This is a genomic window from Pikeienuella piscinae (genome assembly GCF_011044155.1).
Taxonomy (GTDB): Bacteria; Pseudomonadota; Alphaproteobacteria; order Rhodobacterales; family Rhodobacteraceae; genus Pikeienuella; species Pikeienuella piscinae.
The window spans coordinates 3705971-3730636 of the sequence record NZ_CP049056.1; the positions used below are offsets into that span (position 1 = coordinate 3705971).

Here is a 24666-nt window from a genome sequence, read left to right on the forward strand (position 1 = left end):
GGGGCTCAAATGCAGCGAGCATCGACTGGTGTAATATACCTTGGGTTGAGAAGATTCGCAGGCGGAGAATCAGTCGCTCAGCCCCGCGTCTCGCGCGCCCGATAAAGCGCGACGGCGGCGGCGTTGGAGACATTGAGCGAGCCGAAACTGGCGGCGGACGGAATGCGCGCCAGCGCGTCGCATGTCTGTTTCGTCTTGTCCCTGAGGCCCGGCCCTTCGGCGCCGAGGACGAGGCCGAGCGGACCGGGGGCGGCGAACGCCGCGCCGATCTCCATCTCCGCCTCGCCGTCGAGACCGATAAGCCGGTAGCCGCGCTCGCGAAGGCTCTCCATCGTCGCGGCGAGGTTCTTGACCCGCAGATAGGGCTGGCGCTCCAGCGCGCCGGAGGCGGATTTCGCCAGCGCGCCGGTTTCCGGCGCGGCGTGGCGCAAGGGCGCGATCACCGCGCGGGCGCCGAACACCTCGGCCGAGCGGAGGATAGCGCCGACATTATGTGGGTCGGTCACCCGGTCGAGAAATACGGCGACCGGGGCTGGGTCTTCATCGGTCGGCGCGCAGATCTCGGCGACGTCGCCCCAGTCGAGCGGCCGCGTCATCAGCGCCGCGCCCTGATGCACGGAGCCGGGATCGAGCGGCGCGGGAAACCGGCGGGGATCGGCGATCTCCGGGGTCAGACCAGCAGTTTCAATCGCCTCGCGCAGCTTCTCGGCGGCGTTGCGGGTGACGATGAGGCGCTCATGCGCGCGCGCCGGGTTGAGAAGCGCGTCGCGCACCGCGTGAAGGCCGAATAGCCAGACCGGGGCCGGGCCTTCGCGCCGCGCGCGTTCCTTCTCGATCACCCATGCGGGTTTCACTGGTCTCGCTCCACTCATGGCGCCTGATAGCGCGCCGGGTGAAAAAACGCCATGCTGCGCCGCTGGCCCCCGGCGCGCGGGCGGGTCATATAGGGGGTATGGCGCGCAACAGTTATCATCACGGCAACCTCAAGTCGGCGCTCGTCGAGGCGGTGCTGTCGCTGATCTCGGAGAAGGGGCCGAACGGGTTCTCCTTCGCCGAGGCGGCGCGGCGCGCCGGGGTCAGCCCGGCGGCGCCCTATCGGCATTTCAAGGACCGGGACGAGTTGATCGTCGAGACGGCGCGCCGCGGTTACGAGCTTTTCGCCGGGCGGCTGGAAGCGGCCTGGGACGAAGGGCGCCCCTCCGCGCTTTCGTCCTTCGAGCGGGTCGGGCGGGCCTATCTGGGCTTCGCGAAGGCAGAACCCGCCTATTTCGCCGCGATGTTCGAGGCCGGAGTCTCGCCCGACCATGACCCTGAGTTGAGGGTGGCGGCGGACCGGGCGTTTCGCGCGCTGGAACGGTCCTGCGCCGCGCTGGCGCTGAAACTGCCGGAGGACAAGCGCCCCCCCGTCCTGATGATGGCCTACCATCTCTGGGCGCTCAGCCACGGCGTCACCGCGCTCTTCGGCCGGGGCGACGAGGCCCGACGGCGCGCGCCGATCCCGGCCGAGGAGCTTCTTGAGGCGGGGGCGGCGATCTATCTGCGCGGGCTCGGGTTCCTTCCCGAAGAGCCCTGATGGATTTTTTCACATGAAGCGGTTGACGGCGCGAGGCGCCTCCCCCAAATATGTGAATGTGATTAACATTAACATGCCGGCAAGGAGGCGGATCAGGTGGACAAGGTTCTTCAGTGGCCGAAACGCGCGGAGACATGGCTGGACTCGAAAGGCAAGCCAGCCTGGATCACCGCGATGGTGCTCGGCTTCGTTTTCGTCTGGCCGATCGGCCTGGCGATCCTCTTTTACATGCTCTGGAGTGGCAGGATGGGATGCAACAATGGCGGCTGGCGCCGCAAATTCACGCGAGTCGATGCGACTGGTAACGCCGCGTTCGACGAATATCGCGAGGAGACGTTGCGGCGACTGGAAGAAGAGCGCTCGGCCTTTGTCGGCTTCCTCGACAAGCTGCGCCGCGCCAAGGACAGGGCGGAGTTCGATCAGTTCATGAACGACCGCAACCGGCCGGCCGAGAGCGACCCGACGACGGCCTGAGCCTTCCTCTCCAACGACGAAGGGGCGCGTGAAAAGCGCGCCCCTTTTTTCTTGCGTCGCATAGGCGAGGGTGGTGGATCACCCTGCCGGCGCCGGCTCCGCCGTCTGCGACGGGTCGACGGAGGCGAGGGTCAACTGCGGTGCGAAGAGGTCGATATTCTTCTCCTGCAACGCTTTTTGAAGCGCCGCGTAAATAACCCGACGAACGGCGAACTGCTCCCCCGGACGCGTCGTGAACTTGCAGGCGATGGTGTAGCTCTTGCCGCTGATCCCGACCGCGCCCTGCGACTTGAGCGGCTCCAGAAACTTGGATCCGACATCCGGATCCTCGAGGAGGGCCACGCCCACCTTCTTTACGGTTTTGCGAACCATCTCCAGATCGGTGTTCGCGGGGACTGCGAAGCTGAACTTCATCGTCACCCAGTCGCGGCTATGGTTCTGGATCGTCCCGACATCGGAGAAGGGGATCGTGTAGACAGCGCCGCGCGGGTGCCGCAACACGATGGAGCGAAGAGTGATCCGCTCGACCGTGCCTTTTCCGCTTGCGGTTTCGATGTATTCGCCGATGCGGAACGAATCCTCGTAAAGATAGAACATGCCGCTGATGATATCCGCGACGAGCTTCTGCGCGCCGAAACCGATGGCTAGGCCGAACACGCCGGCCCCGGCCAGAAGCGGCGCGATATTGGCGCCGAGCGCCGCGAGCGCGGTCATCGCGGTCATGAGCGCGATGAGGACGAGCGCGGTGCTGCGCAGGATCGGCATGATCGTGTCCCGGCGCGTCTGCTCCGCCTTCGTCTCTTCATTGGCGTCGCCGTCGGCCGCCGCTTCGGGCGGCGCGAGCAGGATGGAGGCGACGCGCCAGAGCGAGAGGCCGATGATCAGAACCATCGACGCCTCGACGAGCGCGGGCACGAACTTGCCGAATCCGCTGGCCGCCGCCGGCGCGAACGGATCGAGCCCCCAAGACTGCAGGAGGGTGACCGCAGCCGTCAGGATCACCGCCCCTTCGGCGATGGCGAAGGCGCCGGCGCCCCATCCTGCTCCGCCACGCTCACTGCTTTCCGCGCTCCAGACCCGGAGCCCGGCGACGGCGAGGCAGGCCATGATGATGATAAAGAGCGTCGGCCCCGACGCCCTGACCGATGCATCGCCGAGCGCGCCGAGAAGGCCCGCCATCTTGACCAAAAAGTCGAGAAGAATGACCAGCATGAAGAACGGTGTGAAGAGTCGGATGGCCAGCCTCGCCACGCGCGACGGCGCGGGGTCTTCTCCGGCGGCGCGTCCCATCAGCGCGCGAAGCGGCGTCCGGATCCAGATGAAATAAAGCGCGGTGATGACGGAGCTTCCCGCAGTGAGCGCGATCAGCGCGAGTTTGCCTGAATCGCCGTCCCCTGACGCGAGTATGACGATCACGCGCATGGACAGCACGACGCCCAGGGCGATCGCCACCCATAGCGTCGCCCGATTGACGCGGGCCGCTTCATCTTCGGTGAAGCCCATCAGGCGCCGCGCGGGCGCGCCCGGCGCGATGAGGGCGTTGACGATCGTGTATTGGGTGCGAGGAAGAACGACCGCCATGATCAGCGCGCGGGCGGATTCCATGGACCCGGCCGGTCCGGCCCCGCCCGAATCGCCGATGATGAACCGCGCGGCGAGGACAGATGCGGCGTAGAAGATCGCGATGCCGAACAGCCGGACGATGAGCCGCCGGAGGCCGCGCGGCGCGCGGACGGTGAACGGCTCCCCGATTGTCGAGCGATCTTTCTTCGCCGCGATGAGCGCATGTATGGCGTACTCGACCGCCAGCCCGATCGCGATGCAGATGAGGAAAGTCAGAATCAGCGTGAAACCGCCGCCGATCCCGCTCCACCAGGCGGCGATCCGCCCGGGAAGATCGGGCGCGGCCTCGACGAGCCGCGCGACGACGTTGTCGAGCGGAACACCGCTCGCCGCCTCAGCGTTCGCGTCCGCCGGCAGGCCGTCGATCGACGCGTCCGGAAAGGCGAGCCGGAGCCGTTCGATGAGGTCCGGCCCCGCATTCTCCGGAAGCTGGATCGTGACTGAATCTTCGGCCATCTGGCAAATTCCCCCTTCGCATGTATTCGGCGCGCGCCGCCGACCCTGCGTGCCCGCGCGCGGGGAAAGTATTAGGGTGCGAAGCCAGCCCCGTCCACCAGCAGGGCGGACGAGGGGGAGCGCCCCCGCCGCGCCCGACGCCGGGGCGCGAGTCGATCAATGTCGTTGCCGGCCGCCCGCGATGGAGCGGTCTGCAGCGCCGTGGCGCTGTCCCTGACGCCCCCGGTCAGTCGAACCCGTCGATCAGGCCCTCGGTCCAGCATCTGAGGATGACCTGCGCCACGGCGCCTTTTCTGGCCGGCGCGATGCTGTCATGGCGGCCGGCCAGCGCGGCGGCGATTTCGTCCTTCGGGACCCAGATCGCATCCTCCAACTCGTTCTCGTCGAGCCGGATCGTCGTCGCCTCGGCCCGCGCGGCGCAGCCGATCATCAGCGAGGCGGGAAAGGGCCAGGGCTGCGAAGTGACGTAGCGGACTTCGCCGACGGGAACGCCAGCCTCCTCCATCACCTCGCGGCGCACCGCCTCCTCCACCGTCTCGCCAGGCTCCATGAACCCGGCGAGAAGCGAATACATCCGTTCCGGCCAGATCGCCTGTCTGCCGAGAAGCACATTGTCGCCGTCGAGGACCAACATGATGACGACCGGATCGGTGCGCGGAAAATGCTGGCGTCCGCAGGACGGGCAGTCGAAGCGCCAACCGGCGAAGACGACCTCGTTCCGCGCGCCACAATTCGAACAGAACCCGTGCGTCAGACGCCACTCGAAGATGCCCTTCGCGGCCGCGGCGACGCCGGCGTCGTGATGGTGGATATCGCCCATGATGGCGCGAAGGTCGACGAATTTGCGCTTTTCGGAAAGGTCGAGCGTCCGGCGATCGACAAACTCCGCCGGTTTCTCGTCCGGCGGCGCGATATGGGAGACGTCGGCTGCGAAATACGCAACACCGCGCTCGTCCAGTCCCATGAAGAGCGGCGGCTCGGGGCTTTCCGTAACCAGTCTGTCGGCGGCGGAGAGCCAGGTCAGCCGCGGGCCGTCCGGCGTGAGATCGAAAAGTGGCTTGCCGCGCCAGAACGCCGAGACCTGCGAGGCGGGGTCCGCAAGCAGGCGGGCCACCTCGTCCGCGTTGCTGCGCAAACGGTCGGCGCGGTCGAGGAAGCTGCCGGCGAATGTGACTTCGGATTCGGGGATCATGACCGGGAAGATGCACCGCCGCGCGCGGGCCGGCAAGCCCCGGCTCGCGCGGTCGAGCTGGACCTCTCCGCGCGCCTTGGACGCCGCCGCGTCGCGCAACAATTACGTCGGCCTTTCGGTCGGCCTCAAAGAAGGAGTCGCGTTGAACATCAACGCTTACCCGGAGATTGAAAGGGGAAGAATTGCAGGGGGGCGGCCGCCGCTGAGGGGCGATCGAAAGGCTTTGTGCGTCACCGCCTGCGACGCGACGCGCTAAAGCGGGCTCGGCCCTGATCATGCCGGCGGGTCGGACGGCGGCGGCGCCCATACATTGTATGAGCATAGTTTCGTGTCCTCTCTTGCGTCGAAATGTGGCTGCGTCGGTTTCAGCGTTTCGGGTGGGTCCCTGCTACCGGGGTCCGCATGATATCGCACGGCAAGGCGCGTCGACGCTTTAGCGAAGGTTGTCGGAGGCGCGGCGGAGCGAGAGCGCGTCGCTCTGCGTCGGGTCTGTGTGGATACGGCTGACATAGGTGGCGTAATCGCCGAACGTGCGCGCGCGGCCGCACCGCAAAACCGGGCGCGGCGGGCGGCCGCCGCGCCCGGCGGCGTCAGATTTCGTTTTTCGCCATCATCCCGGAGATCGCGTCGGCCTGACGGATCGCCAGCGCGACGATGGTCAGCGTCGGGTTCTCCGCCGCGCCGGTGGTGAACTGCGAGCCGTCCGAGACGAAGAGATTGGCGATGTCGTGGCTCTGGCCCCATTTGTTCACCACGCCGTCTCGAGGCTTTTCCGACATCCGGTTGGTGCCGAGGTTATGGGTCGAAGGATAGGGCGGCGTCGGGAAGATCCGCGTCGCGCCGACCGCGTCATAGATCGCGGCGCCCTGCTTGTAGGCGTGGGTCCGCATCGCGACGTCATTCGGGTGGTCGGTGAATTTGACGTTCGCCACCGGCACGCCATGCGCGTCCTTGACGTCGTGATTGAGTGTGACGCGGTTGGTCTCTTGCGGCATGTCCTCGCCGACGATCCAGAGGCCGGCCATGTTCTCGTAGCCGTCGAGCGCGGTCGTGAACTCCCTCCCCCAGGCGCCGGGATCAAGGAAGGCCGCCATGAACGGCAGGCCGAGGGACAGCGTCTCCAACTCATACCCGCCGACGAAGCCGCGCGACGGATCGTGCCGCGCCTCGTCCTGGACGATGCCGGCCATGGTTGTGCCGCGCCACATCCGCACCGGCTTGTCGAACACCGCGTAGACCGAACCGGTCATGTGCCGCATGTAGTTGCGTCCGACCTGACCCGAGGAGTTGGCGAGCCCGTCCGGAAACATCGACGAGGCGGAGTTGAGAAGAAGGCGCGGGCTTTCGAAGGAATTGCCTGCGACGCATACGACGCGCGCCGCCTGACGCTGCTCGGCGCCCGATTCATCCGCGTAGACGACGCCGGTCACCTTGCCGTCCGCGTCATGCTCGATGCGGAGCGCCATGCATTTCTCGCGCACCTCAAGATTGCCGGTCGCCTCGCCCCGCGGGATGTCGGTATAGGCGGAGGACCATTTCGCCCCCCATTTGCAGCCCTGAAAGCAGAAGCCGGTCTGTTGGCATGCCATTCGGTCGTCATTGTCGACCGAGTTGATCGCCATTCGGCCGGTATGCACCTCCTTGTAGCCGAGCGCTTTCGCGCCCTTCTCCAGCACCTTGTAGTTGTTGTTGCCGGGAAGGCCCGGCCAGCCATTGGTGCGGGTGACGCCGAGCTTCTTTTCGGCGAGATCGTACCAGGGCTCCATCTCCGCCAGATCGATCGGCCAGTCGAGCAGGTTGGCGCCCTGCACCGACCCGTAATTCGTCGCCGCCTTCCATTCATGCTCCTGAATCCGCAGGCTGGCGCCCGCCCAGTGGGTGGAGGTGCCGCCGACCGCCTTCACGATCCAGGCCGGCAGGCCGGAAAAGTCCTTCGCCACCCGCCAGTCGCCTGAAGTGGTGCGCGGGTCTGTCCAGGCGAGCTGGCCGAAGCTTTCCCATTCGTCGTTGACGTAATCCTCCGGCAGATAGCGCCCGCCCGCCTCAAGCGAGACGACGGAGACGCCCTTTTGCGCAAGCTCGTTGGCGAGAACCCCGCCGCCCGCTCCGGTGCCGATGATGACGACGACGCTGTCGTCGGTGAGTTCAAATGGCGCAGTCATGGCTGATCCTCCCTCAGAGCCAGGCGATGTCGTCGAAGCCGCGGTCGATGTAACCGCCCTTCGAGTAACTCTCGCCCTCGTAGCCGAAGATCGGCCAGACCTCCTTCTGGTTGTAGAGCCCGGTGACCAGCCCACCACGAATAGTTTGGAAGAACGCGCTTTTCTCGATCCCCTGAAGGATCTTCACGCGGTCCTTTTCCCAGCCGATGCTCAGGTAATCGGCGTGGCCCCGGCCCGTCGCGGCGGCGTCGAGCGCGGCGATCCCGGCTTCGACGGCCGGCGCCGCTTCGGCGGTGTCGTAGCCTTTCATCGCGACGGCGTAATATTCGTCGCCGACGCGATCGTGCGGATAGATGTCGCGCGCCATCTGGATCAGCGTCGCTATGGTCTTCGGCTCCAGCGCCGTGGTCTCCATCGCCCAGGCCGCGTCGCGCCCGGCGACGAAGCCGGGGCCGGTGACGAAGGCGGCGCCGATCGCCGCGCTTCGGGCCAGCAACTCACGTCTGCTGAGTGTCGCTTTCGAAATTCGGTCGCTCATCTTGCTCCCTTTCTTTGTTGTTGTGTCGTTGTTGGGGTTCGCTCACTTGAACCGGCCGGCCCTTTCCAGAACCTCGATCTCGTAGCCGTCCGGGTCGGCCACGAAGAAGAACCGCCCGACGAGCTTTCCGTCGGGCGCGAACTCCACCAGCTTGCGGGGATTGAGACCCTCGGCGGCGAACCGCGCATGTTCGGCCGCGAGATCCGCGACCGAAACGGCGAGATGGCCATAGCCGTCGCCAAGGTCGTAAGGCTGCTCGCGGTCCTTGTTGATCGTCAGTTCGATCTCGAACTCCGTTTCCGGGTTCGACAGATAGACCAGCGTGAACTTCTCGAAATCGAGGCGGTCGGCGACGCGCAGGCCGAACGCGCGCCCGTAGAAATCCACCGAGCGCGCCTCGTCGAGCACCCGGATCATGCTGTGGATCGCCTTCGCCATCTGCGTCTCCCTCTCCTGGGCTCCATGCGCCTTTCAGGGGAGTAAACGGCGCGCGGGGCGGCGCGGGGTAGTATGGACCTACTACATCGCCCGACTCTCCGGCCGCCCGGCCGTCCGGCGCGTCATTCCGCGGCGATCGCCGCCGGGGCGGCCTGACCCTCCATGTAGATCATGCAGCTGCACCGCAGGAGCGAAGTGAAGTTCGCCGGCTCGCCGCGAAGCTCCAGCACTTCCGAATGAAGTTTCGAGACAAAGGCCGGCGTGGAGACGCCCTCGCCCGCGGCGATCTCATCGAGAATCCGCCAGAAGGCGTTCTCGAGGCGAATGCTGGTGCTCTGGCCATTGAGGCGGATGTGTCTGGTTTCGCTGGCGTATCGGGCGGGATCCTGTCCCGCGAATATCCTGCACATGGCGGCGTTCCTTCCCCGGGGCGCGGCTTCGGAGCCGCGCCTGTCTTTCAATGGCGACGCGCTTGCGGCGCGCGCTTGCGGCGGGGAAAGCATAACAGCGTGCGCGCGAATGGCCTACTCGACCAATTTCCGCGCGAAATCACGGGACTTTAGGGCCGGGTGAGGCGAATCGCCTCGCCCGGTCCGCTCCGTCGTTCAGCCCTTCTTCAACACCCTGCGGCCCAGAAGCTCCGCGATCTGGACCGCGTTGAGCGCGGCGCCCTTTCGGAGGTTGTCGGAGACGCACCAGAGCGAAAGCGTGTTGTCCTGCGTCGGGTCGGTGCGGATTCGGCTGACATAGGTGGCGTAATCGCCGACGCAATCGACCGGGGTGACGTAGCCGCCGGCCTCGCGCTTGTCGACGACGAGGATACCCGGCGCCTTCCGCAGAATTTCACGCGCCTCTTCCTCGTCCAGCTCTTCCTCGAACTCGATATTGATCGCCTCGGCATGGCCGACGAAGACCGGAACACGGACGCAGGTGGCGTGAACGCGGATTTTCGGATCGACGATCTTCTTCGTCTCCGCCACCATCTTCCATTCTTCCTTGGTGGCGCCGTCCTCCATGAAGACGTCGATATGCGGGATGACGTTGAAGGCGATCTGCTTCGGGAAATGCTTCGGCTCGACCTCCTGCCCCGGCACATACATACCCTTAGTCTGGTTCCAGAGCTCGTCCATCGCGGCCTTCCCGGCGCCGGAGACCGACTGGTAGGTCGAGACCACGACGCGCCTGATCGTGGCGCGGTCGTGCAGCGGCTTCAGCGCGACGACCATCTGCGCGGTCGAGCAGTTCGGATTGGCGATGATGTTCTTTTTCGCATAGCCCATCACCGCATCCGCGTTCACCTCAGGCACGATCAGCGGCACGTCGGAATCATAGCGGTAGAGTGAGGAGTTATCGATCACCACGCAGCCGGCCTTCGCCGCTTTCGGCGCGTATTTCTTCGTCGCCTCGGAGCCGATGGCGAAGAGCGCGATGTCGAATCCTGTGAAGTCGAACCTGTCCAGGTCCTGCGCCTTCAGGGTTTTCTCGCCATAGCCGCATTCCTGGCCGAGCGATTTGCGGCTGGCCAGCGCAACCACCTCGTCCGCCGGAAACTCCCGGTCAGCTAGGATGTTCAGCATTTCACGGCCCACATTGCCGGTGGCGCCGACGACGGCGATACGGTAGCCCATGTCTGGTTCACTCCAGTTCTGATCCGGCGCGCTCATACCGCCTTCGCTGCGCCGGCGCCAGTGCGCCGGGGATTGCCGTCGACGAACGATGGGATAAGTTCAGGCGATGAAATCACTCGTCATCGCCGCGCTCATTTGCTCTCTCACCACGCTGGCCGTCGCCGGCGAGGTCGCCGTAATCGACGCGAAGGCGGAGAGATCAGGCGCCGCCTGGCGCTTCGATGTGACGGTGAATCATGCCGACGAAGGCTGGGATCATTACGCTGACGCGTGGCGCGTCATCGGACCGGACGGGACGGTTTATGGTGAGCGCACGCTTCTGCATCCGCACGTCGATGAGCAGCCCTTCACCCGGTCGCTCTCGGGCGTGGCGATTCCGGACGGCGTGGAAACCGTGCTGATCGAGGCGCATGACAGCCGGCACGGATGGGGCGCGAAGGTGCTGGAGCTTCGCCTGCCGCGCTAAAGAAAGCCCCCGATTTTTCTCAGGCGCCGCGTCGAACGGAGCGCCCGTGGCCGGCGTCACACCCGCGGCGCGCGGGAATGTCGCGCCTGCGGCGAGGGGAAGAAACAGCGCCAAAGGCGCATCGGCCGCGGCGCGCCGCGGGCCCGCTGGCGCCGGGGGCGGGAGGGTTGCTGCGGCGCCTCTTTCATTCCTGCCGGAACAGGATTCGCCGGGCCTTGTCGTCATGCGGCCGGCTGGGCCGAGATTCCTTGCCGAGCGCGACGCCGCGCCGCACCGCTGGGCGGGCCTTCACCCGCGCGCGCCAGTCCGTGACGCTTGGATGCCGGTCGAGCGGGATCTCCATCGCCTTCATGATCAGCGCCCAGGGAAAGCACATCATGTCGGCGATGGAGTAGGCCTCGCCCGCCAGCCAGTCGCGTCCCTGCAGCCGCCGCTCCAGCACGTCGAGGCAGCGGATCGTCTCGCGCCGATAGCGTTCGAACCCGTAGCCCTGCCTGCGCTCGGTCTCCGGCGCGTAATTGAAGAAATGGCTGTGCTGCCCGGCCATCGGCCCCTGATTGCCTGTCTGCCAGAACAGCCATTCGACGGCTTCCTTCCGGCCGAGCTGGTCCTGGGGGAGGAACCGCCCGGTCTTTTCGGCCAGATAGAGCAGTATTGCGCCGCTCTCGAAGACCGGAACCGGCGGCCCGGCGACGTCATGGTCGAGAATGGCCGGCATCCGGGCGTTCGGGCTGATCGCCAGGAACTCCGGCGCGAACTGGTCGCCCTCGCCGATATTCACCATGCGGACCCGGTAGGGCAGGCCCAGCTCCTCCAGCAGGATCGCGACCTTCCAACCGTTCGGCGTCGGCCAGTAGTGAAAATCGATCATCGGATCAGCGCCCTGATCTCGGCTTCCGGAAGCCCCGCCTCGCGGAGCGCCTCGCCGGTGTGCTCGCCGAGGGTGGGCGCCGGGCGGCGGATCGCGGTCGGCGTTGCTGAGAATCGCGGCGCGGCGCGAGCCTGACGGAGCCGCCCGGCGATCGGGTGGTCAGTTTCGATCACCACGCCGTTGGCCGCAATTTGCGGATGCCGGATCATCTCCCGCCGCGTCAGGACCGGCGCGCAGGGCACGTCATGCGCTTCGAAATGGGCGAGCCAGTCGGCGGCGGTCCGCGCCATCAGCGCCTCCTGCGTCAGCGCGAGGCGAGCGTCGATATTCTCGCCGCGGAGCGCGGCGGAGGCGAAGCGTGGGTCCTCCAGCCATTCCGGTTTGTCGAGCGCGCGGGCGAGGGCGGCCCATTCCTTGTCGGACTGCACGGCGACGGAGATATAGCCCTCTTTCGTCTCGTAGATCAGATCCATGAAGCTTTGCGCGCGTTCCGCGTCAGGCTCATCGCCCACGAAGGTCCGCCCGCCCATGTCGGAGCCCCAGAGGAAGGCGACGACGGCGTCCAGCATCGAAAGGCGGACATGCTGGCCCTCGCCGGTCTTCAGCCGGTGATAGAGCGCAGCGGTGATCGCCTGCGCGGCGACGAAGCCGGTGAGCTTGTCGGGAAGAATCGTGCGCACCAGTTTCGGGCGTTCAGCGTCCGAACCGGCCTGCACCGAGGCGAGGCCGGAAAGCGCCTGGATCAGCGGATCGTAAACCGGCTTCTGCGCATAGGGTCCGTCCTCGCCGAAGCCGCTGATCGAGACATAGACGATATCGGGCCGCACAGCGCGGAGCGCGGCCTCGCCCAGCCCCATCCGCTCCGCAACGCCGGGGCGGAAATTCTGCACCGCGACGTCGCAACTCGCCGCCAGCGCCAACGCCGCCTTCAACGCCTCCGGCTGCTTCAGGTCGAGCGCGACTGAGCGCTTGTTGCGGTTGTTGTTGACGAAGCTGGCGGAGACGCCGTTGCGATGGGTCGAAACGGCGCGAGTATGGTCGCCGACAGACGGGCGCTCGACCTTGATCACGTCGGCGCCCTGATCGGCGAGCACCATGGTCGCCGTCGGACCGGAGATCATCGCCGTGAGGTCCAGCACCCGCACGCCTTCAAGGGGTCCGCTCGCGTTCGTTCCGTTCATTGGCCGCTCCTTCATGTCGGAGCGCGACCCTAGCCCGGCGTGGGGCGCGGGGGAAATCAGCTAAGCGCGAGGTCGCCGTAACGCCTGCGGATCCGGCCGGCGACGCCGGCCCGGTCGAGATCGTGAACGGCCAGTTCGGCGTCGGTCATCGCCTCGTAGCGGCGTCGGTCGTGCGCCGCCCAACGGCGGTTCAGCGCGGCGCGGACGCCGCGGCGCACAGCCCCGGCGAGGGCCGCAAGACTCAGTCTGGGGAAGTCGGCCGGCATGACGGCCTCCGTCTTTGTTGCGTTGCAGCATATATAGGGTGCTGCTCCGGGCGCTGCAGCATGACGTGGCGCAACCCCGTCATGCGGGCCGGGCGGCCGCTCAGGCGGCGCTCGCGGCGTAATCCCAGTAAAGTTCGCGCGCACGGCGCGAGATCGGCCCGTATTGCAGGTTCCGATCCTCCAGCTGCGTCACATGCATGACTTTCAGAGCGTTGCCGGTGGTGAATATCTCGTCTGCGGCCATGAAGTCCTCCATGACGAGCGTCTGCTCGCGTACGGTGACTCCGTCTTGGCGCAGGAGCTTGATGACCCGCTGGCGGGTGATTCCGTTCAGGAAGCAGCCGGAGGGAATCGGCGTCAGCACCTCGCCGTCGCGCACCATGAAGATGTTCGAGGTCGCGGTCTCCGCGATATTGCCGATCGCGTCGCGGACGATGGCGTTCTGGAAGCCGCGCGAGGCGACCTCGCGCAGCATTCGGGCGTTGTTGGGGTAGAGGCAGGCGGCTTTCGCGTCGACTGGCATGCAGTCCGGCGTCGGGCGACGATAGCGCGTCGCGCCCATGGTGATCCCGTCCGGCGCAGGCATCGGCCGCTCTTCGAAACAGAGCGCGAAGCATGTGCTTTCCGGCTCCGGCAGAATCATGAACATGCCGCCGGTCTTCGCCCAGAGCATCGGGCGGATATAGAGCCCCGTGCCGGCGGGGAACTTGGCGATTCCCTCACGCGCCAGCGCCGTCACCTCCTCGTCCGACAGCTTCGGCGCGAGGCCCATGCGCCGCGCGCTCTCGTTCACCCGCGCGCAGTGGAGGTCGAGATCGGGAACCATGCCGTCGAAGGCGCGAGCGCCGTCGAAGACCAGCGAGCCGAGCCAGGTTCCGTGATCCGCCGCGCCGAGGATCGCCGTCGCGCCCTCGCGCCATTCGCCTTCAAACCAGGTCCAGATCCGCCGCCCGCTCATCGCTCTCTCCCGCCATTGCGCGAAAAACCCCTAGAGCGCGGCGGCGGCCGGGGCAAGTGCGGCGCTCAGAGGAGGAGCGCGTCATCGACGGCGGCGAAAGCGCCGCCCCCGTCATCCCCGCTCCCGTCGCCGGTCAGGTTCAAGCCGCCATAGGTCGTGTTGCTGATGAGGCGGTGAAAGGGAACCGCCGGATCCGCGACCCCGTTCGCCGCGTCGTCGTCTCCGGCGAAGCTGTAGAGCGTGTCGTTCCCGGCGCCGCCGACGGGGATGAAGTCCGTTGCCGTCGGCTGGTCGCCCTGGACCGTGTCGTTGACGATGCGGTCGAAGGGAGCGGTCGCAGCCGTATCTTCGATCTCCATCGCGGGGCTGGCGACAAAAGCGAAGCTGTCGCCGCCGGATGACGCGGTGGAGGAGGTCGACGCGTCGCGCCCGTCGTCTGAATGGATGCGATCATATGGCATGACTTGTCTCCTGCGTGGGGTTTCAAGGTCTGCACTTTGCAGATGGAGCCGCCCCGGCGCGACGCAATGGCCCCGCCCGGCCGGATGTGACCTGGCTCACAAGGTCCGGCGCGGCCGGGTGAGATTGTTCACATCGAGGCCCGCGCGCGTGCTCCGCCGCCCGTCAGCGCGTCAGCCCGACCCCGCCGGTCCGGATCGCCGGCGCCGGCCCGGCGTCGCGCGCCAGACGCGCCGCGATCAGCGCCGCGACCTCGGGCGGAAATGGCGCCGCCGCCGGCCCCGCCGCCTGATCGACATGAAGAAGCACCGCCTCGACCGCCGCCAGCGCCGCCCCGGTCGTCTCGTTGCGGATCATGGAATGCAGATGCAGCCGCTTCGCATCCGCCGCCAGAAGCCGCATCTCCACCAGCAGCCGGTCGCCCCGATGCGCCTCCTTCAGATAGCGCACCCGCATGTCGAGATTGTAGAGTGTACGCCCCGTCTCCCGCAGGTAACGCGGCCCCATGCCCAGCTCGTCCATGGTCCGGTCATTGGCGAAACTCACGAGGAGCATGTAATACGCGTCCCGCATATGCCCGTTGAAATCGACCCACGATCCCGGGCAGGTTCGTCTGAGTTCGAGCATGTCGCGGCGGTCCCTTTCGCGTCAGCCCTTTCTAATCGGTCAGCGCAATTGACGGAATGCCTTCCCGGCGAGCGCATGCCGGGTTTCGTCAACTACAGCCGCCAGGGCGACGCCGCGGCGCATTGCGGCGGGGTGGTTTCTGTCCCGCAGCGGGCGCGGGAGGCAGGCTGGCGTCGAGAGAAAGCGCGACTTGCTTCGAAACTGCCCGCGCGCTGGGGTTATTTCCCTTAATAGAGAATTCATCAGTGATCTTAGTTGTGACTGCACAGTATCTTGAACCTTAGAACATTGGTTGCGCCCGCTGGCCCCCTCGCGTTGCAATCCGTCGCCCCGCGGATTATCTCTCGCCGGCGCGCCAGAGCGCCCGAATGGGGCGACGGGGAACCCGATGAACTGGATCTCGAACTACGTCCGGCCGAAGATCAACTCGCTCTTTTCTCGGCGCGAGATGCCGGAGAATCTTTGGGCGAAATGCGACGAATGCGGCCAGATGATCTTTCATCGCGAGCTGGCCGACAACCTCCATGTCTGCCCGTCCTGCGACCATCACATGGCGATCACCCCGCGTGAGCGTCTGACCGCGCTCTTCGACAACGGGGTCCTCGTCGAGGTGAAGACGCCGGAGGCGAAAGCCGACCCGCTCGCCTTTCGCGACCAGAAGAAATACCCCGACCGCCTCCGCGACGCCCGCCGCGCGACCGGCGAGCAGGAGGCGATGCTGGTCGCCCGCGGCGCGATCGGCGGCGTCGAGGTGATCGCGGCGGCGCAGGATTTCAGCTTCATGGCAGGCTCGATGGGCGTCGCCGTGGGGAACGCGATGATCGCCGCCGCGCAGGCCGCGGTGAAGGCCCGCGCTCCCCTCATCGTCTTCGCCGCAGCAGGCGGCGCGCGGATGCAGGAGGGGATCCTCTCGCTGATGCAGATGCCGCGCACCACGATCGCGGTCGAGATGGTGAAGGAGGCCGGGCTCCCCTTCATCGTCATCCTCACCCACCCGACCACCGGCGGGGTCACCGCCTCCTACGCCATGCTGGGCGACATCCAGATCGCCGAGCCGAACGCGCTGATCTGCTTCGCCGGGCCGCGGGTGATCGAGCAGACGATCCGTGAGAAACTGCCCGAAGGTTTCCAGCGCGCCGAATACCTGCTGGAGCACGGCATGCTCGACATGGTCGTGGACCGCCGCAAGATGCGCGACGAGCTGGCGACGGTGCTGCGGCTGCTCCTGAACATGCCGCCTCGCATATACGGCGACCTGCCCGCGCCGACCCCCGCGCCGGAGGAAGAGGCCGATGCGCCGGCGCCCGAGACCCCCAAGGCGCAGGACAAGAAGAAGTGAGCGCCGGGCCGCCCGGCTCGGACGTCATTCTCGAAAGACTTCTCGCGCTCCATCCGAAGATCATCGACTTGACGCTGGAGCGGCTTGAGCGGCTGCTCGCCCGGCTTGGCCATCCGGAGCGCGACCTGCCGCCTGTCGTCCACATCGCCGGAACCAACGGCAAGGGCTCCACCCTCGCGGTGATCGACGCCGGGCTGGCGGCGGCGGGGCTGAGTGCGCACGCCTACACCTCGCCGCATCTGGCCCGGTTCCATGAGCGGATCAGGATTGCCGGCGCGCCGATCGGGGAGGACGCGCTGGCGGCGTTGCTGGCTGAATGCGAGGGCGCCAATGGCGGCGCGCCGATCACCTTCTTTGAAATCACCACCGCCGCCGCGCTTCTGGCGTTCGCGCGCAACCGGGCCGATTATACGCTGCTCGAGGTCGGGCTTGGCGGCAGGCTTGACGCCACGAATGTCGTCGCGCGCCCGGCGTTGACGGTAATTACGCCGGTCTCCATCGACCATCAGCAATATCTCGGCGAGACCATCGCCGAGATTGCTGCGGAAAAGGCCGGCATCCTGAAAGCCGGCGTTCCCTGCGTCGTCGGTCCTCAGGACGAGGCCGCGCTCGGCGTGATCGAAGCGCGGGCCGCCGCGTGCGGCGCGCCGCTCAGTCTGTATGCGCAGGACTGGATGGCGGGGCTGGAGGCGGGACGGTTCGTTTTTCGCGACGCGAATGGACTGCTCGACATGGCGCCGCCGGCGCTGCGCGGCGCGCACCAGGTCGACAACGCCGGCGCCGGCGTCGCGGCCCTCCGCGCCCTTGGCGTCGACGATGCGGCGGTTGAGGTCGCGCCGGCGCGCGCGGTCTGGCCTGCGCGCATCCAGCGGTTGACGAAAGGCGCGCTCGCCGAAGTCGCGGCGGCGGCGGAAGCCGAGCTCTGGCTCGATGGCGGGCACAATCAGGCGGCGGGCGTCGTGATCGCCGCGCATTTCAAAGCCATGCCGAAAGCGGAGACGCATCTCGTGTGCGGGATGCTCGACACGAAAGATCCGGCGGGGTTCATCGGTTCGTTCCGGGGCGTCGCCGCGCGGCTCCACGCGGTCGCCATCCCCGACAACCTTTCGGCGGTGAAGCCCGCCGCGCTGGCGGCGTTCGCCGAGTCGGCCGGCGTGCCGGCGACGGCGGAGGCGAATGTCGCTGAGGCGCTCGCCCGCGCGCTGGACGAGGGGGCGAAGCGGGTGCTGATCTGCGGCTCGCTCTATCTTGCGGGCGCGGTGCTGAAGGCCGGCGCCGGCTGAACGGGCGGGGCGGCGATTGCGCGCCGCGCCGCCGCAGCCTAAAGCAGGCCATGGCCACTGATCGTCCGCTTCTTGGCGTCCTTCTGATGCTCGGTTTCTGCGCGCTGGCGCCGATGGGCGATTCGATGGCGAAGCTTCTCGGCGCGACGATACCGCTGCTCCAGCTGCTTCTCGTCCGCTTCGCCATCCAGGCCGCGCTCCTCGCGCCGCTGGTGCTGGCTGGCGGCGGGATGCGGCTTTCGAACCGGGTGCTCCGACTGTCGGCGCTCAGAACGGCGCTGCATATCTCCGGCATCGGCGCCATGTTCGCTTCGCTCCGCTTTCTGCCGCTGGCGGACGCGGTGGCCATCGCTTTCGTCATGCCATTCATCCTGCTGCTGCTTGGGCGGTTCTTTCTCGACGAGGAAGTCGGGCCGCGGCGGCTTTCGGCCTGTGCGGTCGGCTTCCTCGGAACGATGCTGGTCGTCCAGCCGAGTTTCACGGAGGTCGGCGCGCCGGCGCTGCTGCCGCTGGTCGTCGCGGTTGTCTTCGCGCTTTTCATGCTGGTCACGCGACGGATCGCGAAAGAGGCGGACCCGCTGGCGCTGCAATTCGTCTCCGGCCTGATGGCGAGCGGCGTGCTCGCGCTGGCCTGGGCCGTGCTGGGCGGCCTCCATCCCGATCTCGACGTGGTCTGGCCGGCCGGACGAGAGGTGGCGCTGCTTGTCGCGATCGGTGTTCTCGGCACCGTCGCGCATCTCTTGATGACATGGTCGCTGCGTTTCGCGCCATCGGCGACGCTGGCGCCGATGCAGTATCTTGAAATTCCCTTCGCGACGCTGATCGGCTGGCTAGTGTTCCGCGATCTTCCTGACGGGCTCGCGGCTCTCGGCATCGCGGTTACGGTCGGAGCCGGACTCTACATCATCTATCGCGAGCAGATGACGGCGCGCGCGCTGACCCGGCCGGCCCCGCCTGCGATCTGAGGGTTATTTCGGGCTGCGCTTGGCGAGGATCCGTTGAAGTGTGCGACGATGCATGTTGAGCCGGCGCGCGGTTTCCGAGACGTTGCGGTCGCAAAGCTCGAACACCCGCTGGATATGCTCCCAGCGCACCCGGTCGGCGGACATCGGATTCTCCGGCGGAGGCGGCTTCACTGCTTTCTGAGCCAGCAGCGCCGCCGTGACGTCGTCGGCGTCGGCCGGCTTCGAGAGGTAATCCGTCGCGCCGACTTTCACCGCGGCGACCGCGGTGGCGATGGCGCCGTAGCCGGTCAGCACCACGATCCGCGCCGTGTCGCGCCCCGCGCGCAGCGCTTCGACGACATCTAGACCGTTGCCGTCCTCAAGCCGGAGGTCGACCACGGCGAATGCGGGCGGCGCGCTTTCGACAATGCGGAGCCCTTCGGCGACGCTTTCCGCCATGACCGGCTCGAAGCCGCGTTTCTCCATCGCGCGGGCGAGGCGACGGCGAAACGCTTCATCATCGTCGAGGATCAGGAGCGATCTGTCTGGCCCGATTGCGGCGGCTACATCCTCAACCATCCGGTTTTCCCATTCAATGCGGCGGGGCTGCGTTTTTCAGCTTCATAACCTGATGAAGTCGCGCGCGCAAACCGGCCGGCGGGCGGCCGGACCGTGCAATCGTGCACTTGGCGTTCGCGACGCGCGCGCCCACTCAGGTCTGTCCTGCAACCGTCTCCAAAAAGGCCGAGAACATGGGAGAAAGCCACGGCATCAGGCAGATCGCGGCGCCTTTGTTTGTGTTCCTCTGGAGCACTGGGTTCATCGGCGCGAAATACGGTCTGCCCTACGCCGAACCAATGACGTTTCTCACGCTGCGCTTCGCGCTGGCGGCGGCGGCGCTCGGCCTCTGGGGATGGATGGCGGGGGAGTTGCGCGATGGCGGACCAGTAGATCCTGTCGGCGCCGTCATCGTCGGCGTCCTGATGCACGCGCTCTATCTCGGCGGGGTGTTCACCGCGATCTGGCTCGGCGTCGGGGCGGCGCTGACGGCGCTGATCGTCGGTTTGCAGCCGATCGCCACGGCGCTGCTCGCCCGACCGATGCTTGGCGAGGCGCTGCGACCGCGCCAATGGGCCGGCATGGCGCTCGGCCTCGGCGGGGTCGCGCTGGTGGTAGGGCGGAAGCTTGAGTTGGGCGCCATCGACGTCACGAGCGTCCTGCTCTGCTTTCTCGCGCTGATCTCGATCTCATTCGCCTCGATCCTGCAGAAGAAACGCGCGGTCACGGCGGGGCTGGTCACGGACAGCGCGATCCAGTTCGCTGCGGCCGGTCTTGTCACCGGCGCCGCCGCCATGTTTTTCGAGGAGCGCGTGATCCACTGGACGCCCGAGTTCGCCCTCGCCCTCGGCTGGATGGTGGCCGGGCTCTCTCTCGGGGCGATTTCGCTTTACTATCTCTTGCTGCGCAAAGGCGAAGCCGCGGCGACGGCGAGCCTTTTCTTTCTCGTGCCCGGCGTCACCGCGCTGATGGCGGTGCTGGTGTTCGACGAGGGGAGCGGTTGGGCCGAACTCCTCGGCGTTGGCGCCGCGACGCTGGGCGTTCGGCTGGTGACGCAGCCGGCTCAGGCGCCGTTGGCGACCGCGTCGAGATAGCAGGCGGTCTGTTCGGCGATCGTCTCCGGCGCATCGCCGTGACGGAAAATCGCGAGGTAGCGGTCGCCCTTCGTCATCAGGTAGATGAATGCGCTGTGATCCATCAGATAGTAGTCGGGGTCCTCGGAATCCTGCTTCGCGTGATAGGCCTTGTACGCGTCGGCCGCCGCCGCCACCGCTTCCGGCGAGCCGGTGAGGCCGAGCATCTTCGGATGCACGTTGGCGGTGAAGTCCGCCAGCACTTCGGGCGTGTCGCGTTCAGGGTCAATGGTGACGAAGACCGGCTTCACGTCGTAGCCGCGCTCGGCCAGAAGGTCGGTCGCCTGCCCCATGATCGCGGCGTCGACCGGGCAGACGTCGGGGCAGAAAGTATAGCCGAAATAGATCAGCGTGGGGCCGTCGATCACCTGCTTCGATGTCACCGTCTCACCGGTTTCGGAAACCAGCGTGAAGGGGCCGCCGATCGAAGCGCCGCCGGTGGAGATCCCACCGCCGCAATCCGCGAAATCACCGCCGGAGAACATCGCATACCACGCCCCGGCGCCGAGTCCGGCTGCGACGAGAAACGCCGCTGATATCGCGTAGGTTCTGGTGCTGGGCATCGGCTGATCTCCTGTCGATTTTCACTGGGGCGAGATACGCCTCCCGCGCGCGCCGCGCCAGACCGGCGCGGCGATATGCGGCGGTGCGCGCGGCGTCTAGGCGGCGTCTCGCGTCAATGTTACCTGTTCGAAATGGCGAACTGGCTTTTTCAGGAGATGACGCGCGGCGAAGCTTCGGGCCGCTGGGTGCGGCTGCAGACGCTGACCACGCTTCGCTGGCTCGCCGTCATCGGTCAGGCGACAGCGGTGATCGCCGCCGATCAGGTCTTTGGCGTTCAGCCGCCGCGCGCGCTCTGCGCCCTCGCCATCGCCGTTTCGGTCATCTTCAACGTGATCGCGATGCAGGTCTTCCCGGCGACGATGCGGCTCAGCCAGCGGGCGGCGACTTTCTCCATGCTGTTCGATCTTGGGCAGGTCTCGATCCTGCTGATGATGACGGGCGGTCTCGCCAATCCGTTCGCCATGCTCATGCTCGCCCCGGTGACGATATCCGCGTCGGCGCTGACGCTGCGTTCGACTCTGGTCGTCAGCGCGGCCGCGCTTGGATTGATCGCGCTGATGTCGCAGTGGAGCCTGCCGCTGATCCTCGCCAGCGGCGAGCGGCTGACGGCGCCGCCGATCTACATTTTTGGCATATGGGTGGCGCTGACGATTTCGGTTCTGTTCATGACCTTCTACGCCCGCAGGGTCTCGGTCGAGACCTACCGGATGTCGAGGGCCCTGCGCGAGGCGGAGGCGGCGCTGGCTCGCGAACAGCGACTGACGGCGATCGGCGGGCTCGCGGCGGCCGCGGCGCATGAACTGGGCACCCCGCTCGCCACCATCAAGCTGGTCTCCGCCGAGCTCGCCGGCGAACTTTCCGACCAGCCGGAGCTGCGTGAGGATGCGGAGCTGATCCGGGCGCAGGCCGACCGGTGTCGCGACATTCTCGCCGACCTGGCGCAAGGCGGCCGAGCGGACGCGCAGGTCAGGAGCGCGCCGGCCTCGGCGGTGATCCATGAAGCTGCGGAACCCCATGCCGATCGCGGCCGCCGGATCATTCTCAGGATCGACGGGAGGCTGGCCGAGACGGTCGGCGACGCGCAACCGATCCTGAGGAGGACCCCCGAATTGGTGCACGGGCTTCGGAATCTGGTGCAGAACGCCGTGGATTTCGCGGCGACGACGATCTGGATCGACGTCAATTCATCGGGCGCCGCTCTGCGCATAACCATTGGCGATGACGGGCCGGGTTTTCCCGAAGAGCTGTTGCAGAGGCTGGGCGATCCTTACGTCACGTCGCGTGCGCGCGCCGCGAGTCGGCCGGGCCGCTCCGGCGGGGCGGGGGAGCCGCATACCGGCATGGGACTCGGGCTTTTTATCGCCAAGACGCTGCTGGAGCGCACCGGCGCGCGACTCTCGTTCGCGAATTCCGACCGCGCTCAGCGGCGCGGGAATCGCGGCGTGCAGCTGGAGCGTCAGCGACCGCCCGGCGCGGTGGTCGCGGCGGTTTGGCCCGAGGGCGCCATCATCGCCCCGAAGGTCGAGGCGCGCAGCGCGCTCGGCCGTAATGAGCGCTTCACGCTCGACAATATCTGAGCTCCGCGCGACGCGCGATTTGACAGCGAACGTATTCGCCCATAGGTTTAACTTTGGATGTTGAGCAACCGAGGGTCGCAGCTCGACATCAGTTGGGTGGGGGCGCTCAATGAACGATCTGACAGGGCTGGAACTGCTTGGGCTGGTGTGTCTTGCATTTCTGGTTGGTGGAGGAACGCTTACCCTGGCGGCGATGCGCGGATCATTCCGCGCCCGGGCCCCGACAACAAGGCGCACGCCGCTCGAACTCGCGGCTCCGGTTCTGAGAATCACGAGTGAAGGTCACGTAGAGGCGACGCCGGAAGCGCGCGCGTTGCTCGGGGTCGGCGAAGAGGTCGCGCTCCGCCGTGACGCGCTGCTCGCCGGGCTGAAGGCCGGGCGCGACGCGCTTGAGACCGCTTTGACGCGCCTCGTTGCCAAAGGCGCGGCGTTCCGGGAAGTGGTCGAAACGCGCGACGGCCGGATTCTGGAGGCGTCGGGCGCGCCGCTCGGGATCGATGTTTCAGTGACGCTTCACGATCAGACCTGTCTTTGGCGCCGGCTCGATGCGGCCGAGCGTCGCGCCGACGCGGCCGAACGCGCGCTCGCCGATCTCGCCGCCGCGCGAGAGGCGGCCGGCCTTGTCGCCTGGCGCGCCGGAGACACCGAATACGGCGCCGCCGCGCTTGACCCGCATGTCCGCGCCGCGCTCGAAGCAGCGGCGGAAACGCTGGACACGGTCGGCGCGCGCGAACGGGTGATCGTCGAGCCGCAATCGGATTCGGCGGAAGCCGTCTACGCCGTGATCGCCGCTAGGGGCGGGCTTTTCGTCGCTCTGGACGACAGCAGCGCGCTCTCAGCGGAGCGGTCGATGAGCCGATTCGTCGACACGATCTCCGAGACCTTCGCGCATCTGAAGGTCGGGTTGATGATCTTCGACGCCGAACGAAGGCTATCGCTGTTCAACCCGGTGATCTCCACGCTTTGCGATGATGATACGGAGTGGCTGGCCCGGCGACCCAGACTCCGCGATCTGCTGGACCGCATGCGGCGCGCGCGCGCCCTGCCGGAGCAGCCTGACTACGCCGCCTGGCGCGCCCGGCTTCTGGGGCGGGTCGGCGCCGAGATCGCGGCGCCGATCGAGGAGACCTGGCATCTGCCCGACGGCCGGACGCTGATCGCGAACTTCCGCCCGCATTTAGCCGGTGGGCTCGCCTTCGTCCTCGAGGACGTCACCGATACGCTCGCGCTCCGGCGCATCAACGCGATCGAGCGTGCGGCGCGCGATGCGACCACCGAGATGCTGGAAGAGGGAATCGCGGTGTTCGGCCCGGACGGGCGGCTTCGCATGGCGAATGGCGCATTTCGCCGGCTCTGGGGGTTTGAGGACGGCGCGCTGCGCGCCGGAGACCATGTCGACGGCGTGATCGCGGCCTGTCGCGCGGCGTCCGGACCGCATCCGTTCTGGGAGGAGATGAAAGGCGCCGCAGCCGGTGGGCTGGAGCGCCGCGCGACCGCCGAGTCGGTGGAGCTGAAAAACGGCGGCTTTCTCTCCGCCCGCGTCTCGCCGATGCCGGATGGGGCGACGCTCGCGGTCTTTTCCGATGTGACCGCGAGTGAACGGGTCGCCGCCGCGCTGAAGGAGCGCAACGAAGCGCTCGAACAGACGGAGGAGATGCGCGGCGCGCTGGTCGACCAGATCTCGCACCAGATGCGAACTCCGCTAAACTCGATCTTCGGCTTCGGCCAGCTTCTCGAGGATGGCCGCATCGGCCCGCTCAATGCGCGGCAGGCGGACTACGTTCGCGGCATAGTCGCAAGCTCCGGCGATCTCATTGAAGCGATCGACGCGATGGCCGATCTCATTTCCGTTGGCGCCGACGCGCGACGAGAATCACGATCGTTCTTCAACCCCGCCGTCGTGGCGCGCGAGGCCGCCGCGCTGGCTGAGCGGCGAACCGGACGATCCGTGGGCGACGTCGAGATCGTCAACGACGACACGCAGGAGGAGACATCCGGCCATCGGGCGCGGTTCCGGCAGATCGTTTTCAACATGGCGATGGACGCCCTGGAGAAGACGTCGCTAGGCGGCCGGATCAAACTTTCCGTCTGGTCCGAGGGGCGCGACGTACTGCTCGAGTGCAGCCATGAGATCGTGGAGGAACTGGTCGAGCAGGGCGTGGCGCTGACGTTGGTGCGGCGGTTTGCGAGGCTTGACGGCGGTGAGGTGAAGGTCGGACGCGGGCCGGACGGGCGGCGCGTCGTGCGCTGTCGCATCACCGCCGACGACACGATGAATAACGGCCGTGAGCATCTGACGGAGGCTCTCGCACAGCGGGCGCGAGCGGGTTAACAAGGGCGTTCAGACCAGCCGGGA

The 24666-nt window shown here is 67.0% G+C and carries 25 protein-coding genes; 9 read left to right on the plus strand and 16 right to left on the minus strand.

What is annotated here, in order from left to right; genetic code table 11:
- Window positions 1–77 precede the first annotated feature (77 nt).
- On the minus strand, window positions 78–872 hold the full coding sequence (gene rlmB, locus G5B40_RS17640) for a 23S rRNA (guanosine(2251)-2'-O)-methyltransferase RlmB (RefSeq protein WP_165101412.1): 795 nt from the start codon (window positions 870–872) through the stop codon (window positions 78–80).
- Window positions 873–952: 80 nt separating this feature from the next.
- On the opposite strand from rlmB, the gene G5B40_RS17645 reads away from it, so the two are divergent.
- Window positions 953–1573, plus strand: a complete 621-nt coding sequence (locus G5B40_RS17645; protein ID WP_165101415.1) for a TetR/AcrR family transcriptional regulator — start codon at window positions 953–955, stop codon at window positions 1571–1573.
- Window positions 1574–1669: 96 nt separating this feature from the next.
- Window positions 1670–2047: a DUF2852 domain-containing protein gene (locus G5B40_RS17650; protein WP_246209606.1), complete on the plus strand. Its 378-nt coding sequence runs from the start codon at window positions 1670–1672 to the stop codon at window positions 2045–2047.
- 78 nt (window positions 2048–2125) lie between these two features.
- Here the strand turns inward: G5B40_RS17650 and G5B40_RS17655 are convergent, their stop codons facing one another.
- From G5B40_RS17655 to G5B40_RS17685, 7 genes are all read right to left on the minus strand, one after another.
- Entirely contained in the window at window positions 2126–4126 is a 2001-nt protein-coding gene (locus G5B40_RS17655) for a mechanosensitive ion channel family protein (RefSeq protein ID WP_165101418.1), read from the minus strand.
- 226 nt (window positions 4127–4352) lie between these two features.
- The gene (nudC, locus tag G5B40_RS17660) at window positions 4353–5318 is read right to left on the minus strand and encodes an NAD(+) diphosphatase (protein WP_165101421.1); all 966 of its coding nucleotides are present in this window, start codon (window positions 5316–5318) and stop codon (window positions 4353–4355) included.
- A gap of 590 nt (window positions 5319–5908) precedes the next feature.
- Window positions 5909–7480, minus strand: a complete 1572-nt coding sequence (locus G5B40_RS17665) for a GMC family oxidoreductase (RefSeq protein WP_165101424.1) — start codon at window positions 7478–7480, stop codon at window positions 5909–5911.
- A 13-nt stretch (window positions 7481–7493) separates the two neighbouring features.
- Window positions 7494–8018, minus strand: a complete 525-nt coding sequence (locus tag G5B40_RS17670; protein ID WP_165101428.1) for a Twin-arginine translocation pathway signal — start codon at window positions 8016–8018, stop codon at window positions 7494–7496.
- Between the two features lie 42 nt (window positions 8019–8060).
- A complete protein-coding gene (locus G5B40_RS17675) occupies window positions 8061–8456 on the minus strand; it encodes a VOC family protein (RefSeq protein WP_165101431.1) in 396 nt (131 codons plus the stop codon).
- A 122-nt stretch (window positions 8457–8578) separates the two neighbouring features.
- Window positions 8579–8866, minus strand: a complete 288-nt coding sequence (locus G5B40_RS17680; RefSeq protein ID WP_165101434.1) for a ribbon-helix-helix domain-containing protein — start codon at window positions 8864–8866, stop codon at window positions 8579–8581.
- 195 nt (window positions 8867–9061) lie between these two features.
- Entirely contained in the window at window positions 9062–10084 is a 1023-nt protein-coding gene (locus G5B40_RS17685) for an aspartate-semialdehyde dehydrogenase (RefSeq protein WP_165103818.1), read from the minus strand.
- A gap of 106 nt (window positions 10085–10190) precedes the next feature.
- Between G5B40_RS17685 and G5B40_RS17690 the strand changes: the two genes are divergently transcribed.
- Window positions 10191–10550, plus strand: coding sequence for a hypothetical protein (locus G5B40_RS17690; RefSeq protein WP_165101436.1), 360 nt, complete (start codon window positions 10191–10193; stop codon window positions 10548–10550).
- Window positions 10551–10734: 184 nt separating this feature from the next.
- Here the strand turns inward: G5B40_RS17690 and G5B40_RS17695 are convergent, their stop codons facing one another.
- The 6 genes from G5B40_RS17695 to G5B40_RS17720 all read right to left on the minus strand — a co-directional run bounded on the left by G5B40_RS17695 (window position 10735) and on the right by G5B40_RS17720 (window position 14912).
- A complete protein-coding gene (locus G5B40_RS17695) occupies window positions 10735–11421 on the minus strand; it encodes a glutathione S-transferase N-terminal domain-containing protein (protein ID WP_165101439.1) in 687 nt (228 codons plus the stop codon).
- Window positions 11418–12602, minus strand: a complete 1185-nt coding sequence (locus tag G5B40_RS17700; RefSeq protein WP_165101442.1) for a CaiB/BaiF CoA transferase family protein — start codon at window positions 12600–12602, stop codon at window positions 11418–11420. Before G5B40_RS17700 ends, G5B40_RS17695 begins: the two co-directional genes overlap by 4 nt.
- 56 nt (window positions 12603–12658) lie before the next feature.
- The gene (locus tag G5B40_RS17705) at window positions 12659–12868 is read right to left on the minus strand and encodes a hypothetical protein (protein WP_165101444.1); all 210 of its coding nucleotides are present in this window, start codon (window positions 12866–12868) and stop codon (window positions 12659–12661) included.
- A 100-nt stretch (window positions 12869–12968) separates the two neighbouring features.
- Window positions 12969–13826, minus strand: a complete 858-nt coding sequence (locus G5B40_RS17710; protein WP_165101447.1) for a branched-chain amino acid aminotransferase — start codon at window positions 13824–13826, stop codon at window positions 12969–12971.
- A gap of 65 nt (window positions 13827–13891) precedes the next feature.
- A complete protein-coding gene (locus tag G5B40_RS17715) occupies window positions 13892–14287 on the minus strand; it encodes a hypothetical protein (RefSeq protein ID WP_165101450.1) in 396 nt (131 codons plus the stop codon).
- Between the two features lie 163 nt (window positions 14288–14450).
- Window positions 14451–14912: a thioesterase family protein gene (locus G5B40_RS17720; protein WP_165101453.1), complete on the minus strand. Its 462-nt coding sequence runs from the start codon at window positions 14910–14912 to the stop codon at window positions 14451–14453.
- Window positions 14913–15300: 388 nt separating this feature from the next.
- Here G5B40_RS17720 and accD point away from each other — a divergent pair, with 388 nt between their 5' ends.
- From accD to G5B40_RS17735, 3 genes are read left to right on the plus strand one after another with little or no spacing between them, the layout of a single operon-like run.
- Window positions 15301–16251: an acetyl-CoA carboxylase, carboxyltransferase subunit beta gene (gene accD / locus G5B40_RS17725; protein ID WP_165101456.1), complete on the plus strand. Its 951-nt coding sequence runs from the start codon at window positions 15301–15303 to the stop codon at window positions 16249–16251.
- Complete coding sequence (locus tag G5B40_RS17730) at window positions 16248–17534, plus strand: bifunctional folylpolyglutamate synthase/dihydrofolate synthase (RefSeq protein WP_165101459.1); 1287 nt, start codon at window positions 16248–16250, stop codon at window positions 17532–17534. Before accD ends, G5B40_RS17730 begins: the two co-directional genes overlap by 4 nt.
- A 50-nt stretch (window positions 17535–17584) precedes the next feature.
- Complete coding sequence (locus G5B40_RS17735; RefSeq protein WP_165101462.1) at window positions 17585–18499, plus strand: DMT family transporter; 915 nt, start codon at window positions 17585–17587, stop codon at window positions 18497–18499.
- A gap of 3 nt (window positions 18500–18502) precedes the next feature.
- Here the strand turns inward: G5B40_RS17735 and G5B40_RS17740 are convergent, their stop codons facing one another.
- A complete protein-coding gene (locus G5B40_RS17740) occupies window positions 18503–19057 on the minus strand; it encodes an ActR/PrrA/RegA family redox response regulator transcription factor (protein ID WP_165101465.1) in 555 nt (184 codons plus the stop codon).
- A gap of 173 nt (window positions 19058–19230) precedes the next feature.
- Between G5B40_RS17740 and G5B40_RS17745 the strand changes: the two genes are divergently transcribed.
- Window positions 19231–20130: a DMT family transporter gene (locus G5B40_RS17745; protein ID WP_165101468.1), complete on the plus strand. Its 900-nt coding sequence runs from the start codon at window positions 19231–19233 to the stop codon at window positions 20128–20130.
- Here G5B40_RS17745 and G5B40_RS17750 read toward each other — a convergent pair.
- Complete coding sequence (locus G5B40_RS17750) at window positions 20100–20732, minus strand: SCO family protein (RefSeq protein ID WP_165101471.1); 633 nt, start codon at window positions 20730–20732, stop codon at window positions 20100–20102. The genes G5B40_RS17745 and G5B40_RS17750 overlap by 31 nt on opposite strands.
- 132 nt (window positions 20733–20864) lie before the next feature.
- Here G5B40_RS17750 and regB point away from each other — a divergent pair, with 132 nt between their 5' ends.
- Window positions 20865–22310 (plus strand): sensor histidine kinase RegB, encoded by a 1446-nt coding sequence (regB, locus tag G5B40_RS17755; RefSeq protein WP_246209607.1) that lies wholly within the window; start codon window positions 20865–20867, stop codon window positions 22308–22310.
- Window positions 22311–22419: 109 nt separating this feature from the next.
- Complete coding sequence (locus tag G5B40_RS17760; protein ID WP_165101474.1) at window positions 22420–24642, plus strand: sensor histidine kinase; 2223 nt, start codon at window positions 22420–22422, stop codon at window positions 24640–24642.
- Window positions 24643–24666 lie beyond the last annotated feature (24 nt).

What these genes read in the sequence shown, in the direction of transcription:
- rlmB (WP_165101412.1), bottom strand. Translation starts at nt 872, where the DNA reads ATGAGTGGAGCGAGACCAGTGAAACCCGCATGGGTGATCGAGAAGGAA.
- G5B40_RS17645 (WP_165101415.1), top strand. Translation starts at nt 953, where the DNA reads ATGGCGCGCAACAGTTATCATCACGGCAACCTCAAGTCGGCGCTCGTC.
- G5B40_RS17655 (WP_165101418.1), bottom strand. Translation starts at nt 4,126, where the DNA reads ATGGCCGAAGATTCAGTCACGATCCAGCTTCCGGAGAATGCGGGGCCG.
- nudC (WP_165101421.1), bottom strand. Translation starts at nt 5,318, where the DNA reads ATGATCCCCGAATCCGAAGTCACATTCGCCGGCAGCTTCCTCGACCGC.
- G5B40_RS17665 (WP_165101424.1), bottom strand. Translation starts at nt 7,480, where the DNA reads ATGACTGCGCCATTTGAACTCACCGACGACAGCGTCGTCGTCATCATC.
- G5B40_RS17670 (WP_165101428.1), bottom strand. Translation starts at nt 8,018, where the DNA reads ATGAGCGACCGAATTTCGAAAGCGACACTCAGCAGACGTGAGTTGCTG.
- G5B40_RS17675 (WP_165101431.1), bottom strand. Translation starts at nt 8,456, where the DNA reads ATGGCGAAGGCGATCCACAGCATGATCCGGGTGCTCGACGAGGCGCGC.
- G5B40_RS17680 (WP_165101434.1), bottom strand. Translation starts at nt 8,866, where the DNA reads ATGTGCAGGATATTCGCGGGACAGGATCCCGCCCGATACGCCAGCGAA.
- G5B40_RS17685 (WP_165103818.1), bottom strand. Translation starts at nt 10,084, where the DNA reads ATGGGCTACCGTATCGCCGTCGTCGGCGCCACCGGCAATGTGGGCCGT.
- G5B40_RS17690 (WP_165101436.1), top strand. Translation starts at nt 10,191, where the DNA reads ATGAAATCACTCGTCATCGCCGCGCTCATTTGCTCTCTCACCACGCTG.
- G5B40_RS17695 (WP_165101439.1), bottom strand. Translation starts at nt 11,421, where the DNA reads ATGATCGATTTTCACTACTGGCCGACGCCGAACGGTTGGAAGGTCGCG.
- G5B40_RS17700 (WP_165101442.1), bottom strand. Translation starts at nt 12,602, where the DNA reads ATGAACGGAACGAACGCGAGCGGACCCCTTGAAGGCGTGCGGGTGCTG.
- G5B40_RS17705 (WP_165101444.1), bottom strand. Translation starts at nt 12,868, where the DNA reads ATGCCGGCCGACTTCCCCAGACTGAGTCTTGCGGCCCTCGCCGGGGCT.
- G5B40_RS17710 (WP_165101447.1), bottom strand. Translation starts at nt 13,826, where the DNA reads ATGAGCGGGCGGCGGATCTGGACCTGGTTTGAAGGCGAATGGCGCGAG.
- G5B40_RS17715 (WP_165101450.1), bottom strand. Translation starts at nt 14,287, where the DNA reads ATGCCATATGATCGCATCCATTCAGACGACGGGCGCGACGCGTCGACC.
- G5B40_RS17720 (WP_165101453.1), bottom strand. Translation starts at nt 14,912, where the DNA reads ATGCTCGAACTCAGACGAACCTGCCCGGGATCGTGGGTCGATTTCAAC.
- accD (WP_165101456.1), top strand. Translation starts at nt 15,301, where the DNA reads ATGAACTGGATCTCGAACTACGTCCGGCCGAAGATCAACTCGCTCTTT.
- G5B40_RS17735 (WP_165101462.1), top strand. Translation starts at nt 17,585, where the DNA reads ATGGCCACTGATCGTCCGCTTCTTGGCGTCCTTCTGATGCTCGGTTTC.
- G5B40_RS17740 (WP_165101465.1), bottom strand. Translation starts at nt 19,057, where the DNA reads ATGGTTGAGGATGTAGCCGCCGCAATCGGGCCAGACAGATCGCTCCTG.
- G5B40_RS17745 (WP_165101468.1), top strand. Translation starts at nt 19,231, where the DNA reads ATGGGAGAAAGCCACGGCATCAGGCAGATCGCGGCGCCTTTGTTTGTG.
- G5B40_RS17750 (WP_165101471.1), bottom strand. Translation starts at nt 20,732, where the DNA reads ATGCCCAGCACCAGAACCTACGCGATATCAGCGGCGTTTCTCGTCGCA.
- regB (WP_246209607.1), top strand. Translation starts at nt 20,865, where the DNA reads ATGGCGAACTGGCTTTTTCAGGAGATGACGCGCGGCGAAGCTTCGGGC.
- G5B40_RS17760 (WP_165101474.1), top strand. Translation starts at nt 22,420, where the DNA reads ATGAACGATCTGACAGGGCTGGAACTGCTTGGGCTGGTGTGTCTTGCA.